The organism is Streptomyces sp. URMC 126, assembly GCF_051386555.1.
Taxonomy (GTDB): domain Bacteria; phylum Actinomycetota; class Actinomycetes; order Streptomycetales; family Streptomycetaceae; genus Streptomyces.
This window is the reverse complement of sequence record NZ_JBPQTX010000174.1, coordinates 1-14,607: the sequence shown is the minus strand read 5'-3', so window position 1 is coordinate 14,607 and position 14,607 is coordinate 1. Positions and strand designations below refer to the sequence as shown.

Here is a 14,607-nt window from a genome sequence, read left to right as displayed (position 1 = left end):
GCCGGGGAGGTGAGCGGGGACGCCGAGGGCGCCGGGTCCGGGGAGGGCTCCGGGGCCCCTGGAGCCGCTGAGGAATCTGCGGCCTTTGCAGCTTTTGTGCCCTCTGTTGTGGCCTTTGAGGAATCCGTGTCCCCCGGGACGGCAGGGGAATGCGGTGGGTGGCTCTGTTGCATCCCTGCGCACCTCCGTCCCGCGGATGGCCGTCCGCCGCGCCCGCTTGTCCGGCAGGACTTTTCCGCAAACGTTTTTCTGTCCACCTTCGCAGATCGGGGCGGGGCACGGCCGCCTGACACGGGCGGGCGGGTGACGGGCCGTACCGCGTCGCGAGACACCGTTCCCGGATGCCGGACGGGGGGTCGGATGCGGGGCCGGACGCGGGGTCGGATGCGGAGGCCGGGCGACCGGGCGGGAGGACCACCATGCCCGACGAGCGGGACGCCCGGAAAGAGGACGGGGACGTCCCGACCCCGTCGCACGCAGGCCGCGAACCTCCGTACGGGGCATGCCAGTTCGGCGCCCGAAGGCCGTCTTTCGCACGGCCGCAGGACAACTAGCCTGGCTGCCATGAACATTCTGGGGACTTCACTGAGGGTGTGCGTCGGTGATCTGGAGGCGGCGATCGCCGTCTACGAACGGCTGACCGGCACGGAGGCGGTGCGCTTCCGGCGGGGCGGCGTGGCGGTCGCCGCGGTCGGCTGTTTCTTCCTGATGAGCGGCCCCGAGGCGGAGCTGTCGATCCTGCGGAAGATCACCGCCACCATCGCCGTGACGGATGTGGACGACGCGGTCCGTGATCTCAAGGCGGTCGGCGCCGAGATCATCGCCGGCCCGGTGCCGACGCCCATCGGGCGCAACCTGGTGGCCCGCCATCCCGACGGTTCGGTCTTCGAGTACGTGGACCGGGCCCGGACGGGCTGACCCGGCCGGTCCGGCGTCCGACGACCACCGCGCGGAGCGTGGTGTGGGGCGGCCGGGGGCCCGCCCCCGGCGCGCGGCGAAGCGGGGGCGCCCCTGTGGGGGGAGGATCAGGGGCGCGTCCGCCCGCCGGATGAGGACCGCCTCACCCTCACCTTCACCCTCACCCGTACAGCGCCTTGCCCATCGCCGATCCCTCCTCGGCGACGTGCGCCCGGATCGACGCCAGGTACTCGTCACGGCCGACCAGCCCGTCCCCGTCCGCGTCCAGCTCGTCGAACGCGGCCCGCGCGTTCGCCTCGGGGTTGCCGAGCGCGGTCCGCAGCAGCAGGAACTCGGACCGGGTCAGCCGGCCGTCGCCGTCCCCGTCGGCGAGGTCGAAGAGCGCGGCCAGGGTCGCCCGGCAGACGCCGTCGAACGCCTCGGCCCCGGCCCAGGCGTCGTACTCCTCGAAGGTCACCCCGCCGTCGCCGTCCGCGTCCATCGCGGCCCACGCCCGCTCCCCGGACGCGCGCGCGGCGATCACCAGCGGGTCGTCGTCCGCCCTCCCCGTCGCCCGGATCACGTTCCGGGCGCGGGCCAGGTACTCCGACGCGGAGATGACCCCGTCACCATCCGCGTCCAGCATGGCGAAGACCCGTTCTTTGGCGCTCGTGTACTCCATGGCGTCCCCTTCTTCCCCTTCGCTCGGCTCGTCCGCCGCATCGGACTTCGCCCGCTTTACCCGCTTCGTTTCCGTGCGACCGAACCGTCCGGTGGTGGCTACCCGGCCGGGCCGTCGTCCACCCGGAACCCTCCGCTCCCCGTCGGGTGCGGTGGTGCGGCACGGCTCACAGGGCGTACGCCCGGGCGCACGGCCACGTTTCACGCCGTGGGCCCACTGCGAAGAGCGGGCGGCGGCGGCGTACCCGTGGGGTAGGGCTGGGTCGGCGGTACACCGACGGAACCCTGGAGGACGGATGTCCGGCACGCGCGGCGCGGCGATTGCCATCGGTTCACTGGCCCTGTTGTGCACGTCCGTTCTGTGCGCCCCGGCCGGACAGGCGGACGGAGGCGGGCGCGGGAGCGGCAAGAGCGGCCACGCGAGTGCCCACGCCGCGCGCACGGACGGCAGAGGGGCCCACGGCACCGGCGGCATCGGCAACGGCATCCTGTGCACCGGCCCCAGCGAGAGCGCGTACGACCCGCCCTTGACGTTGCGGCCACGGAACACCCGCGTCCACACGGTGGCCCGGTACGCGTGCACCGTCGCCCCCGGCCGGACTCTCCCCGCGACCGGCACCCTCGACGGGGTGTCACCGGAAGCCTCCTGCCTCTCGGTGGCCACTCCGCGCATCACGGAGACGGTGCGGTACGCGGACGGCACCCGCTCGGTGATCGGCTATCGGAACGGCACCAGCGTCCGCGTCGCCGGCGTCCTGACCGTACGGCTGACGGGCGAGGTCACCTCCGGACGGGGCGCCGGAAGCCGCGCGGAACGGGACGTACAGGCGCTGCCGGGCCAGCCGCCCACACAGTGCCTCTCCGAAGGCCTGCGCGGCAGCACCGGCGGGGCCCAGCTGGAGATCCGTCCGTGACGCGCCCCGGGATCCCCACCGAGCCCATCGGCAGCCTCCCCCGGCCCGCCGAGCTGCTGGCGGCCCTGGCGGACCACGCGGCCGGCCGGACGGACGACGCCGGGCTCGCGGACGCGCGGGAGCGCGCGGTGCGCGACACCATCGGGCGCCTGGAGGAACTGGGCTCGCCGGTCGTGACCGACGGCGAGCAGTCCAAGCCGAGCTTCGCCACGTATCCGCTGGCCGGTGCGCCGAACCTGGCCCCCGACGGCGTCGTCATCCCGTTCGCCGACGGCCACCACCGCCGCCTCCCGCGCCTGGCGAAGGGGCCGTTCCGGTACGCCCAGCGCGCCGAGCGGTACCTGCGGGCGGCCCGGAGCCACGCCACCGTGCCGGTCAAACAGGCCGTCATCGCCCCCTCGGCCCTCAGCCTGCTCTACCCGTCGGACGGCATCGAGGGCTACTCCCGCGAGGAGTTCCGCGACGACCTGCTCGCCGAGGCCGAGGCCGACGTCCGCGGCTGCCTCGACGCGGGCGCGCACAGCGTGCAACTGGACTTCACCGAGGCCCGGTTGTCACTGAAGCTCGACCCGAGCGGGGGGCTCCTGGAGACCTTCCTCGACCTCAACAACCGGCTCCTGGACCGCTTCACCGACGCCGAACGGGCCCGCATCGGCGTCCACACCTGCCCGGGCGGCGACCAGGACTCGACGCACAGCCTGGACGTCGACTACGCCGAACTGCTCCCCCGGCTGTTCCGGCTGCGGGCGGGCGCCTTCTACCTCCAGCTGGCCAGCGAAGCGGATCCGGAGCGGGTCCTGTCGGTGGTGGCCGAGCATCTGCCCGTGAGCGCCCGGGTGTTCGTGGGCGTCACCGACCCGATCGATCCTCGGATCGAGACGGCCGAGCAGGTCCGCGACCGCGTCCTGGCCGCGGCCCGGCACCTCCCGGCGGACCGGCTGGGCACGTGCGACGACTGCGGATTCGCGCCGTTCTCCGACGACGTGTCGACGTCGCGCGAGACGGCCTTCGCCAAGATCCGGGCCAGGATCGAGGGCACGGCACTGGCCGAGCGCGAACTCGGCCTGGACTGAGGGGCGTTCTCGCTCCCCATCCGACCGTTTCCGGGCCACCGCCCAGGCTTCTGACGACGCCTTCATGAGTCGCGGGCGCCTGGAGGCTCCCCCACGGCGCCTCCAGGGCCGCCCGCGACACGGCGACCACCTCCCGGCCGATCCGTTCGGCCGGCCGTTCCTCCGACGGCTTCGGGCACGTCGCCCGCCTGGCGGTGCGCCCACTCGCGGCCGAGGCGGATGAGCTGACGAAGCATCAGCCCCTGGCCGGGTCACAGTCGCTGCGACCTGAGCCGGGCCGCACCGGCCGCTCCGACGCGGCCGACGCGGCCGACGCGGCCGACGCGCGCAGCCCAGCGCAGTGCGGCCCGCCGCCGTCTTACCCGCCGGATTGCGCAGGCCTTCCCGTACCGCCGGACCCGCTCGTCGCGCCATCCGTACTCGCTCACCCTGTCAGCCCGGCCCGACCCCGCCGACCGCGCCCGCCCTACCCGTCACGCAAGGCCCCTCCCATCACCGTCGCCACCGTCCTGCGCACCGTCTCCGCTCCGGGTCGCGGGCCCGTCCGGTCGGCGAAGAGCAGGTGCGCCGCTCCGATCAGCGTGGGGGCGAGGACGTCGGGGTCGGCATCGGGCGCGAGACGGCCCAGGTCGCGTTCGGCGGCGAGGTAGGCGGCGAGCGCGGACGCCGCGTCCGTAAGGAGCGGGACGCCCGTCGGCCGGTCGCGGCGCAACCGGGCCCGCAGCCCGTCCCGGGAGGTGACGAGCCCGACGATCGCCACCGCCACCGACTCGAACAGCTCGGTGAGCGCGTCGGCGAGGCGGCCGGTGACATCACCCGTCCCGGCGGACGCGCACAGGGTCGCCCCCAGGGCCTCGACCCGTGCGGCTCGGTCCAGCACGAGCTCGGCGAGGAAGGCGTCGAAGTCGGCGAAGTGCCGGTGCAGGACACCCTTGGCACACCCCGCCTCCTCGGTGACCGCCCTGCTCGTCAGGGCCGACGGCCCGTCCCGGAGCAGGACGCGTTCCGCCGCGCCGAACAGCTGCTCCCGTACGTCCCGCAGGGCCACGCCCGTCGGCATCGCGCACCGTCCCCTTCCCCGCCGGACGGCGGAGTGTCGGTCGACTCCTGACAAGTGGGCACTCGCCCACTAGAGTGGGCGCATGCCCACTCCTCGCTCAGGGGGAGCATATCCCCCGGCTGACTCACCCCATCTCGCCCGCAGCGCCGCCGAGTCGTTCGGCGCGGATCCCGAGCGCTACGACCGGACGCGGCCCCGCTACCCCGACGCGCTGGTGCGCCGGATCGCCGCCGGGACTCCCGGGTCCGGCGCCCTCGACATCCTCGACGTCGGCGCCGGAACCGGCATCACCACCCGGCAGTTCGCGGCCGCCGGCCACACGGTGCTCGGCGTCGAGATCGACGAGCGGATGGCCGCCTGGGCGCGGCGCGGCGGACTCAACGTGGAGACCGGCGCCTTCGAGACCTGGGATCCGGCCGGCCGGACCTTCGACGCCGTCGTCTCCGGACAGAGCTGGCACTGGATCGACCCCGCCACCGGTCCGGCCAAGGCCGCCGGGGTCCTGCGGCCGGGCGGCCGGCTGGCCGTCTTCTGGAACGTGGCGCTGCCGGCGCCAGAGGTCGCCGAGGCGTTCGCCGCGGTCTACGACCGGCTCCTGCCCGGCTCGCTCGCCGCCCGCCAGTGGACGGCCGGTCCGGACGCCTACGTTCCGGTGTCCGCGCGGACGGCCGACGGCATCCGGGACACGGGGGCGTTCACCGAACCGGAGGAATGGCGATACGACTGGGAGCGCGTCTACACCCGGGAGGAGTGGCTGGACCAACTGCCGACCAGCGGGCTCCACTCCGGGTTCCCGCCGGAGGTCAGGGAGCGGCTGCCGGAGGAGGTCGGGGCGGCCGTCGACGCGCTGGGGGGCTCGTTCGTCCTGCGGTACGCCGCCGTGGCGGTCACCGCGGTGCGTGCCCGGCGCTCCTGAACGCCCGGAGGCCGCCCCGGCGGGGACTCACCCGGCGTTGTCCCGACCCGCGTTGATCATCTAGAGTCCTTCATGTGACTGCCGGGTCGGCCATGGGCCACACACGAACAGGGTTCCCGGCCTCGGCGTGAGCGCGAGGCGGGCACGAGCCCCGCCGTTCTCTCCGCGTCTTTTTCCCACCGGCGCCCTTCGCGGCGCCGCCTCGCACCGGCGAACCGAAGACACGGAGAACACACCACTCATGCCGAGCGCACCGCAGCCCCCGCACGCCCCCGCGTCCACATCCGCCCCCGCATCCGGGGCCGAATCCCGGACGTCTGTCGTCCAGTTGAACCACACCGCCGTCTACGCCGTGGACCGTCAGCTCTCGGCCGAGTTCATCGCCGCCGTGCTGGGCGTCGAGGTGAGCGCGCCCTTCGGGCCGTTCCTCCCCGTCGATCTCGGCAACGGGGTGACCCTGGACTACTGCGAGAAGCGCGACGAACCGATCCAGTCGCAGCACTACGCGTTCCTTGTGCCCGAGGAGGGATTCGACGACATGATCTCCCGGCTGGAGGCGCTCGGCGTCACCTATTACGCCGACCCGCACCACACCGAACCGGGCCGCGTCAACGGCTGGTTCGGCGGGCGCGGAGCGTACTTCGAGGACCCGTCGGGCCACAACATGGAGATCATGACGCGCCCTTACGTCCGGCCGTAGCGAGGACCGAGCGCCAAGGGGCGGCCTGACACGGCGAGCGGGCCGCCGGCCGCCAGGGGTAAACGGCTCGTCACAGCGGGCCGTCCACCGCGGCGGACGGGCCGGACCGGATGGGCGGGCCGGGTCTGACAGACAGTCTGCCCGGCGCGGCGACGGGCGGATACCTGACGGTGCCTCAGCCGCCGCGCGACCCGGCCCACCCCAAGTCCCCCATCGCCCGCCTCCTTACTCCTTATCCGTCACCCATCACCACCCGTCACTCAGACATCGGCCGGGCGGCGCGGTGCGCGCCACATGCCCCACAGCGTGGGGCCGCCGCCCGGCAGCCGCATCTCCTCGCGCACGGTGAAGCCGAAGTGCTCGTAGACGGGGATGTTGGACTCCTTGGAGGACTCCAGGTAGACGGGCATGCCCGACGCGTCGGCCTTGGCCAGCCCGGAGCGCAGCAGAGCGGACCCCTGGCCCTGGCCCTGGGCGGCCGGGTCGGCGCCGATCAACGCCAGGGACCAGTGCGGCTCCTGAGGCGTGTGCCGCGCCGCCGTCTCGACGGCCTCGCCGAACAGCCCCGCCCGGTCGCCGAGCAGGGCCACCAGATCCTGGATGGTCTCCGCGTCGGGGACGGCCTTCTCCTGCGCCTCCGGCGCCACCCAGAAGGCCGCGGCGGCCTCGGTGCGCTCGCACGCGCCGTTGCGGACGTACTGCCGGGTGAAGATCGTCGAGAAGTAGGCACTCAGCGACGCCTCGCGCGAGGAGGCGTCCGGGAAGAACCAGCGCATCATCGGGTCGTCGTCGAAAGCGCGGGCCAGGAAACGGCTGATGGATTCGGCGTCGTCGGCCGTCGCCGCCGCCGGCGTGTTCGTTATCGGCATACGTGCATTGTGCATCCAGCGATCTTGGCCCCTGAGGCGGGTACCCCCTCCCCACCCCCACCCGCCGGAGCGGGCCGAACCATGATCGAAATCTCTTTACGCCACGCACGACCGGGTGTTACGTTCGCACCGACGCGAGATACGCGTGTGATCACGGATGGGGAGGTTGATGAATATGGCCGTCATCGGCTCACTTCGGCATCCCCTCATCCGGCCCGCGCGCTAGCGCAGCAGCGTGGTCCGGTCGTTACCGATACGACCAGGAGCATCACATGACGTCCTCCATCGCGACGCCTCACACCGAACTGACCACCGACCGCCTCGTCCTGCGGCCGTGGACCGCCGCCGACGTCGCCGCGGCCCTCGCCGGCACCGGGCCGGCGCACTGGACGGACGGCTTCCCCACCGAAGCCGACCGCTTCATCGCCGGGCTCATAGAGAAGAACCCCGTATGGCTCGGTGAGTACGGCCACCGCCTGATCTCCGAGCGGGACAGCGGACTCGTGGTGGGTTCCATCGGCCTGTTCTGGCCGCCCACCGAGGGATCCCTGGAGCTCGGGTACGGCATCGCCGCCTCCCACCGCGGCCGGGGTTACGCCACCGAGGCCACCCGGGCCCTGGTCGCCTTCGCCTTGGCGGCCCCCGGTGTCCACACCGTGACCGCCGGCGCGGAACCGACCAACCCGGCCTCCGTCCGCGTCCTGGAGAAGGCCGGCTTCCGCCGCACCGGAACCAAGGGCGACGTGCTCCGCTTCGCGTACGCCGGTCCGGAGCGCCTCGACGCGTGACCCATCGGGGCCGGCGGCCTGCCGCCGGCCCCTCCCCAACAGGCGTCACCGCACGCGGAGGTGCCGACAGGCCCGGCGGTCACCTGAACGAGCGATGTCCACCCGGGAACCTCTGGCCTCACACTCGATTGTGGGCAGTGCGCACGCCGCGCGCACCACAGGTGAAGGAGGACCGTATGTTCCTCGTCTCCACTCGTGGCCGGACCGCCGCCGGAGTGGCGACCCTGCTCCTCGCGGCGGTCGGGATGCCGGTGACGGCCGCGGCCGATGTCCCCCGCACACCCCTGGCAACCGTCAACTGCGCAGGCTCGATCACCGTGAACGTGCACCCCGTCAACGGTGCCGTCGACGGCAAGAGCGGCAGCGACTTCCGGTGCGCGACGCCCGACCAATCCTTTCCCGCCCAACTGACGCTCACCGGCTCGGTGACAGGAAGCGGCGCCCTCTTCTTCACGACGCACACCAACGACACCATCAAACGCACGGACACCGGCCAGGAGATCCGGTTCACCATCGACCGCCGCCTCGACCGAGACTCCACCTCGGCCTCCGGCAACGCCACGGAACGCGGTTCGAGCAACCAGGCACGCGACTCCGGGACCGGCCTTTTCGGCACCGGGACGAATCTCGTCACGTTCGTCATCACCAACAACTACATCCTCGACGTCACCACGTAAACCGGCCGACGCGGCGACGCTGACGACCGAGGCCGGTGCGATCGACCACGGAGAGAGCCGCTACGCGGCGGCGCTGCCGTCGGTGAGGAGATCGAACAGCCGGTCCGATCCGTCCGTCTCGTCGGCGTCGAACTCCACCGGTCCGTGCTGCCAAGCCGTGGCACCGCTCTCCCGCCACACGCACACCGTCGCGTCGAAGAACCCCTCGAAGCGGAACTCCGGCGCCGCCGTGTGGTGCGCGAGGGACGCGGCGGCCTCCATGCAGGCCAGGTCGACGCCTTCACGCCGGCCGACCGTGAACGAGTGGGTGGGGTGATCCGAGGCGAGGAGGGAGTCCAGCAGGGCCAGGGTCCGGCAGCGGGCGTGGAGGACGTCGGGGTCGGGCAGCGCGGTCACCAGCGTCTGAACGGTCATGCCGGTCATCCGACTGCCCACCACTGACAACGACACCGGGCGGGACGCGCACCCGCTGCCGGAGTCGTCCTGTCACCGGCCACCGTGCGTCCGGCATCCCTCCGAAGGTGACGAGCGCATCCGGACCGCGGACTTGGGGAACTTGGGGAACTTGGGCGGAGCATTACGGACGGGATCCGGACGAGCTCTGCGGGGTGGCCTTGCGGACCGGACCCTCCGAAACCTTCGCGCGGGTCACCGCGGACCGCGATCCGCGCCGGTGCCTGGCCAGGCTGCACGAGCTGGAGGACGAGGACGTCCAGTCCGGCCGCTGCTCGGCCTTCGGCGGTGCGGCGGAGGTGTCGCCCGGCCTGCCGCCGAAGTCCCGAGCGCTGTTGGCCGCGAATCACGAGCACCGGGTGCGGGGCCGCTGCCGCCGCGGGCGCTCTCCCGGCCACGCCTTCCTCACGGGTCGGGGAGGCAACCCTGCACCGGTTTCCCGGAGTCCTCATCGGCAACCCGCACGACACCTCTCACCGATGGACGGGGAACCACACATGTCTGCCACAGCCTTACCGCGCACACTGGTCCCGATGATCCTGGCCTCGGTGCTGGCGCTGACGGGAGCGGCGGCCAACGCCGCCACGCCCTCGATGACGACAACGTCCACGTCCACGTCCGCCGCGCCGCGCGCCGCCGAGCCCCGGTCCTCGCACCCCGCCACCCAGGACGCCCTCGACGCGATCGTCCGGGCCGGGACTCCGGGCACCCTGGCCCGAGCCGACCAGGCGGACGAGGTCTGGTACGGCTCTTCCGGAGTGGCGGACCGAAGAACGGGCCGCCCTCGCCTGCCCCAGGACCGCTTCCGCATCGGCAGTCTCACCAAGACCTTCACCGCCACGGTCCTGCTCCAGCTCGCCGCCGAGCCCCGGTACGGGCTGTCGATCGACGACACCGTGGACAAGTGGCTGCCCGGCCTGGTGCGCGGCAACGGCAACGACGGGCGCGGGATCACCCTGCGCCACCTGCTCCAACAGACCAGCGGTCTCTACGACTACCTGAAGGACGCGGACTTCTCCGCGAAGTACACCGGCGACGCGTTCTTCGCCCACCGCTACGTCAGCGTCGCACCGGAGGAACTCGTCCGGACCGCCCTCGCCCACAGGCCGTACGCCGCGCCGGGCGAGGGCTGGCACTACTCCAACACCAACTACATCCTGGCCGGCATGGTCATCGAGAAGGCCACGGGGCACGGCTACGCCGCCGAGGTGGAGCGGCGCGTCATCAAGCCCTTGGGCCTGCACGGCACCTCGGTCCCCGGCGACGCGGTGTCCATACCCGGCCCGCACGGGCGGCACTACTCCAGGCTGTACGTGCGGGGCCCCGCCGCCCGCGACCACGACGTCACCGAGTACAACCCGTCGAGCGCCGGTGCCTCCGGGGAGATGATCTCGACCACCCGTGACCTGAACGTCTTCCTCCGCGCCCTGCTGCGCGGCCGGCTCCTTCCCCCCGCCCAGCAGAAGGAGATGTTCACCGGACGCGACCTCGGGGACGGCAGGACCTACGGCCTCGGAATCAGGTCGCAGACGCTCAGGCCGTGTGGCGTACGGGTGTGGGGGCACAGCAGCGAGATCACCGGCTCGCTGACCAGGATGGCCGCCACCGCCGACGGCCTGCACGTCCTCACGGTGAACCGGAACGCCGACTGGGGTGACCACAGCCTGGAACAGGCGGCGGTCGACGCGGAGTTCTGCGGGACGAGGCGCGGATCCCACGAACGCCCGGCCGGCGCGGGAGGTTACCGCCCGGTGCCGTAGGCGGCGGCCATGGGCGAGCTGCCCGTGGTGACGAAGTCGTGGATACCCGTCAGATAGGCGTCACGGTCGACCAGCCCGTCGCGGTCGGCGTCGAGCGCGTCGAACGCCGTACCGGCGTCGTGCGCGGTGTTCCCGGACGCCATGCGCAGGCGGGTGAACTCGTCGCGCGCCAGACGGCCGTCGGCATCGGTGTCGGCGATGTCGAACAGGGAGCCCAGAGCGGGCCGGCAGGAGCGTTCGAACGCGTCGTGTCCCACCCAGGAGCGGTACTCCTCGAAGGTCACCCGCCCGTCCCCGTCGGCGTCCATGTCCCGGAAGACCGCCTCGTGCGCGGCTCGCGAGGCGGCGACGACCGGGTGGCGGGGGTCGCGGCCGACCGCGGTAGCGGCCCGCTCGACCCGCGCCAGGTATTCCGCGTGGGTGATGCTGCCGTCACCGTCCACATCGAGCATGGCGAAGATACGGTGTTGGGGGGAGGGAAACTCCGAGGTGGTCACTGCGCTTCCTTTCGGCCGCTCCTCATGGCGTGGCACCGCCGAGCTACCCAGGAAATCCGCACAAGACGCGCATGCGGCCGGAAAACCGTACGTTCGTGTGCGGAACACGGCTGCCGGTGTCGGGGGGGGGGAGGGTGGCGAGGCCGTCGCGGCGTCCACGACAGCGTCCGCCGACTCGAACGCGAATTTGCCTCGAACACAGGGACGGGTAATATGCGTTTCGCGCCGCTAGCTCAGTTGGCTAGAGCGCCTGACTCTTAATCAGGAGGTCCGGGGTTCGAGTCCCTGGTGGCGCACGGAAGCAGTGGGCCCCACCGGTTGTTCCGGTGGGGCCCACGCGTTTTCGCCCCGGCCGGGCGCCCACCCCACTGTCCCGTTCACCGCACTCGTTCACCCGGCCGGATGGCGGCGCGGGGCGCCCGTTTCGTCCCGTACGCCGGGTGGTACCCCTGCGGGGATCCCCTGAGCGCGGGTTCCCGGAACAGGGAGAGGTGAGCGGGATGGCCGAGAGCGTGGGTGTGGCGGAGGCGGAACGCGGGAGCGCGGCGCGGGCGCCCGCCTCGGCGGCGGTGGCGGCGGGGGTGACGGCGACTGATGCGTCGGCTGTGACGGCTGTGACGGCTACTGAGACGACGCCTGTGGCGACGCCTGCGACGGCGGCTGTGACGACGGCGACGCGGATGTGCAGATTCGACGATGTGCTGGGCGCGACGGCCGCCGACCGCCTGCTGGAGGAGGCCTGCCACGCGCTGATGGCCGAGGTCCGCGAGCGGGACGCCGGGGTGGAGGTGACGGTTCCGCCGACGTGGCGGTGCGTGGACCAGACCGCCCGCTTCCCGTCCCTCGCCGCCGCGGTGGCCCGGCTGCTGCCGACGGTGACGACGATGCTGGGGGTGGCGGTGGTCGATCCCCGAGTGTCGTTCGGGTTCACGATGCACAACGAACTGCCGTCCGGAGTACGGCGGCAAGAGCCGCCCGTACGCGACAGCGCGGGCCCGGGTGACCCGTGCCGCATCACGTTCGTGTACCACCTGCATCGCAGGCCGCGGGGGTTCACCGGCGGCCAGACACGGATCTACGACTCGACGGTCCGCGAGGGGCACCCCGCCGTCGCGGAGTCGTTCCGCGACGTACAGCCGGACCACGACTCGCTCGTCTTCTTCCCGGCCGACGCCTGGCACCAGGTCCGTCCCGTCGCCTCCCCCTCGGCGAAGCTGCTCGACAGCCGGTTCGCCTTCCACGGCCGGCTCGACACGGCCCCCCGGTGAGCGGGGACACCTCATGGCCACCGCCGCGCCCGCGCGTCTGACCGTCGGCACGGCCGTCCACGACGACGGCGACGACACGTACTCCACCCTCCTCTCCCTCCGCCTCCACCACCCCGAAGTCGCCGACCGCGTCGACCTGCTCGTCGTGGACGGCGACCCGGACGGGCCGGGCGGCGCGGGCCTGCGGGCCCTGGCGGACACGCTCCCGGGGCTGCGCCGCGTACCCGCCGGGCACCTGCGCGGCAGCGCGCTGCGCGACCTCGTCGTCCGTGCGGCGCGGACGGAATGGGTGCTGTCCGTGGACGCGCACGTCCTCCTCGCGCCCGGTGCCCTCGCCCGCCTCCTCGCGTACGCCGACGGGCACCCGGACTGCCGCGACCTGCTGCAGGGGCCGCTGCTCGGCGACGACCTGCGCACGGTGCGAACCCACCTCGACCCGGTCTTCGACGGCGTGTCGTTCGGTACGCGAGGGTGCGATCCGCGGGGGATGGATCCGGAGGCGCCGCCGTTCGAGATCGGCATGCAGGACCTCGGGGTGTTCGCCTGCCTGACGGACGCCTGGCCGGGCCTCAACCCGCGGCTGCGCGGCCTGGGGGCGGAAACGGGCTCACTGCACAAGCGGTTCCGGGCGGCGGGTGCGCGGGCGCTGTGCCTGCCGTTCCTGCGCTGGACCCGGCGGTCCGTCCCGCCGCCCGGCGCGGCCGTTCCCGTGGACACCGCCGACCGCTGCCGCGACCACCTCCTCGCCTGGGAGGAGGCGGGCCTGGCCGTCGAGCCCGTCATCGACCACTACCGCGAGACGTGCGGTGACGTCGTCGACGAGTGGGTGGCCGAGCACGTCGCCGAACGCGGGCATCCGCTGGACCGGTTCGACGCCCTGGTCTGCGTCAATGCCGACGCCGACGCGCACCGCTGGGTGGCCGCCCACCGGCGTTTCCGGCGTCTGGGCATCGCCGGCCGCGTCCGCCGCCTCCCCGCTCCCGCCGTCCCCGGCGATCCGGCGGCGGGCCGTGCCCTCGCCCACCGCACGGCCGTCGCCCAGGCTCGGCAGCGGGGACTCCGGCACGTGCTGGTCTTCGAGGACGACGTGGTCTTCTGCCACGACGCGACGAGCGTCCTCACGGCGCACGTCGCGGAACTCGCCGACCGACGCTGGACCGTGTGCCGGTTCGGCGGGGCGGCGGTCGCCTACCACGCGCGCGTCTTCGACCGACTGCTGGACGAACTCCCGCCGGACGCCGCCGACATGGCCTCCTGGACCGCCCGGCACGGCGGGCTGGAACGGTTCTGCGACCGGCACTTCGCCGACACTCTCGTACGGGTCTCCCCTGCCGTGACCTCTCGCGAACGGGCCGGCGGGGATGCGGTGTCGGCTGTTTTCCGGGGGTAGGGGGGTGGTGGTCGGCGGTGGCGTCGCGCGCGGATCGCCGACAGGGGCGCCGCCAGGGGCGGGGGCGCAGGCGGCCGCCCGCCGCGTCCGGGCGGCAAGCGCCCAGCGAACCGGCGCGGCCGAAGGCGCCGTACGCCGTCCCGGTGCGCCGAGCGACGCCGCCCGCGCCGGGTGACCAGCCGATGATCCGATCGTTCTGCAGGCCATGAAGACGACCTCGCGCGTTCTCGGTACGGCCGCCCTGTGCGGCGCCCTGCTGACGGCCACGGCACCGGCGTACGCCGCCGACGGCCCCGACGTCCTCGACCTGGTCAACGTCAAGCGCGTTCCGGTGTCCGTCCTCTCGCAAGCCACCACCGCGGCGGACAACATTCTGGTCTCCGGCATCGCCGGGGACCGCGCCGACGAAGGCCGGCGGGACGCGAAGGGCAAGGGAGTGGCCGGGGAGGCGAAGCGGCCTTACGAGGCGAGCGTGGTCGAATCCCTGCTCGGCCTGCTGAGCGGTCCCGACTACGAGAAGTAGGCAGAGGCGAGCCGGGCTTCGGTCTTCCGGCTCCGCAGGCACGGCTCCGCAGGCACGACTCCGCAACACGGCTCCGCAGGCACGGCTCCGCAGCACGGCTTCACCCCCGGCCCGCCCAGGCCCCTCGCACCCCTCTCACCC

16 protein-coding genes and 1 tRNA gene are annotated in these 14,607 nt (G+C 73.0%); 12 read left to right on the top strand and 5 right to left on the bottom strand.

Going from position 1 to position 14,607, the window contains the following annotated elements:
- The first annotated feature begins 564 nt into the window (after nt 1-564).
- Entirely contained in the window at nt 565-918 is a 354-nt protein-coding gene (locus ACSNOK_RS20820; RefSeq protein WP_436782243.1) for a VOC family protein, read from the top strand.
- A 160-nt stretch (nt 919-1,078) separates the two neighbouring features.
- Here ACSNOK_RS20820 and ACSNOK_RS20815 read toward each other — a convergent pair whose 3' ends face one another.
- A complete protein-coding gene (locus tag ACSNOK_RS20815) occupies nt 1,079-1,579 on the bottom strand; it encodes an EF-hand domain-containing protein (RefSeq protein WP_436782242.1) in 501 nt (166 codons plus the stop codon).
- A gap of 295 nt (nt 1,580-1,874) precedes the next feature.
- Between ACSNOK_RS20815 and ACSNOK_RS20810 the strand changes: the two genes are divergently transcribed.
- Both ACSNOK_RS20810 and ACSNOK_RS20805 read left to right on the top strand, forming a co-directional pair.
- Complete coding sequence (locus ACSNOK_RS20810) at nt 1,875-2,492, top strand: hypothetical protein (RefSeq protein ID WP_436782241.1); 618 nt, start codon at nt 1,875-1,877, stop codon at nt 2,490-2,492.
- Complete coding sequence (locus ACSNOK_RS20805; protein ID WP_436782240.1) at nt 2,489-3,565, top strand: cobalamin-independent methionine synthase II family protein; 1,077 nt, start codon at nt 2,489-2,491, stop codon at nt 3,563-3,565. Before ACSNOK_RS20810 ends, ACSNOK_RS20805 begins: the two co-directional genes overlap by 4 nt.
- 466 nt (nt 3,566-4,031) lie before the next feature.
- On the opposite strand, the gene ACSNOK_RS20800 is transcribed toward ACSNOK_RS20805, so the two are convergent.
- A complete protein-coding gene (locus tag ACSNOK_RS20800; protein ID WP_436782239.1) occupies nt 4,032-4,625 on the bottom strand; it encodes a TetR/AcrR family transcriptional regulator in 594 nt (197 codons plus the stop codon).
- An 82-nt stretch (nt 4,626-4,707) separates the two neighbouring features.
- Here ACSNOK_RS20800 and ACSNOK_RS20795 point away from each other — a divergent pair, with 82 nt between their 5' ends.
- Nucleotides 4,708-5,541, top strand: coding sequence for a class I SAM-dependent methyltransferase (locus ACSNOK_RS20795; protein WP_436782238.1), 834 nt, complete (start codon nt 4,708-4,710; stop codon nt 5,539-5,541).
- A gap of 241 nt (nt 5,542-5,782) precedes the next feature.
- Nucleotides 5,783-6,241 (top strand): VOC family protein, encoded by a 459-nt coding sequence (locus ACSNOK_RS20790; protein WP_436782237.1) that lies wholly within the window; start codon nt 5,783-5,785, stop codon nt 6,239-6,241.
- 260 nt (nt 6,242-6,501) lie between these two features.
- On the opposite strand, the gene ACSNOK_RS20785 is transcribed toward ACSNOK_RS20790, so the two are convergent.
- The gene (locus tag ACSNOK_RS20785) at nt 6,502-7,110 is read right to left on the bottom strand and encodes a GNAT family N-acetyltransferase (protein ID WP_436782236.1); all 609 of its coding nucleotides are present in this window, start codon (nt 7,108-7,110) and stop codon (nt 6,502-6,504) included.
- Between the two features lie 272 nt (nt 7,111-7,382).
- Between ACSNOK_RS20785 and ACSNOK_RS20780 the strand changes: the two genes are divergently transcribed.
- The gene (locus ACSNOK_RS20780; protein WP_436782235.1) at nt 7,383-7,898 is read left to right on the top strand and encodes a GNAT family N-acetyltransferase; all 516 of its coding nucleotides are present in this window, start codon (nt 7,383-7,385) and stop codon (nt 7,896-7,898) included.
- 176 nt (nt 7,899-8,074) lie between these two features.
- Nucleotides 8,075-8,575 carry a hypothetical protein gene (locus tag ACSNOK_RS20775; protein WP_436782234.1) on the top strand — a complete coding sequence of 167 codons (501 nt, stop codon included), beginning with the start codon at nt 8,075-8,077 and terminating at the stop codon, nt 8,573-8,575.
- Nucleotides 8,576-8,635: 60 nt separating this feature from the next.
- Here ACSNOK_RS20775 and ACSNOK_RS20770 read toward each other — a convergent pair whose 3' ends face one another.
- Nucleotides 8,636-8,989, bottom strand: coding sequence for a hypothetical protein (locus tag ACSNOK_RS20770; protein WP_436782233.1), 354 nt, complete (start codon nt 8,987-8,989; stop codon nt 8,636-8,638).
- Between the two features lie 536 nt (nt 8,990-9,525).
- Between ACSNOK_RS20770 and ACSNOK_RS20765 the strand changes: the two genes are divergently transcribed.
- Nucleotides 9,526-10,788, top strand: a complete 1,263-nt coding sequence (locus ACSNOK_RS20765; protein WP_436782232.1) for a serine hydrolase domain-containing protein — start codon at nt 9,526-9,528, stop codon at nt 10,786-10,788.
- Here ACSNOK_RS20765 and ACSNOK_RS20760 read toward each other — a convergent pair.
- Nucleotides 10,770-11,285: an EF-hand domain-containing protein gene (locus ACSNOK_RS20760; protein WP_436782231.1), complete on the bottom strand. Its 516-nt coding sequence runs from the start codon at nt 11,283-11,285 to the stop codon at nt 10,770-10,772. The two genes, ACSNOK_RS20765 and ACSNOK_RS20760, sit on opposite strands and share 19 nt — an antisense overlap.
- A 222-nt stretch (nt 11,286-11,507) precedes the next feature.
- Between ACSNOK_RS20760 and ACSNOK_RS20755 the strand changes: the two genes are divergently transcribed.
- From ACSNOK_RS20755 to ACSNOK_RS20740, 4 genes are all read left to right on the top strand, one after another.
- Nucleotides 11,508-11,581: transfer RNA gene (locus tag ACSNOK_RS20755), tRNA-Lys, on the top strand.
- Nucleotides 11,582-11,965: 384 nt separating this feature from the next.
- The gene (locus tag ACSNOK_RS20750; protein WP_436782230.1) at nt 11,966-12,553 is read left to right on the top strand and encodes a 2OG-Fe(II) oxygenase; all 588 of its coding nucleotides are present in this window, start codon (nt 11,966-11,968) and stop codon (nt 12,551-12,553) included.
- 13 nt (nt 12,554-12,566) lie between these two features.
- Nucleotides 12,567-13,943, top strand: coding sequence for a hypothetical protein (locus tag ACSNOK_RS20745; RefSeq protein WP_436782229.1), 1,377 nt, complete (start codon nt 12,567-12,569; stop codon nt 13,941-13,943).
- Between the two features lie 205 nt (nt 13,944-14,148).
- Complete coding sequence (locus ACSNOK_RS20740) at nt 14,149-14,466, top strand: hypothetical protein (protein ID WP_436782228.1); 318 nt, start codon at nt 14,149-14,151, stop codon at nt 14,464-14,466.
- The last annotated feature ends 141 nt before the right edge of the window (nt 14,467-14,607 follow it).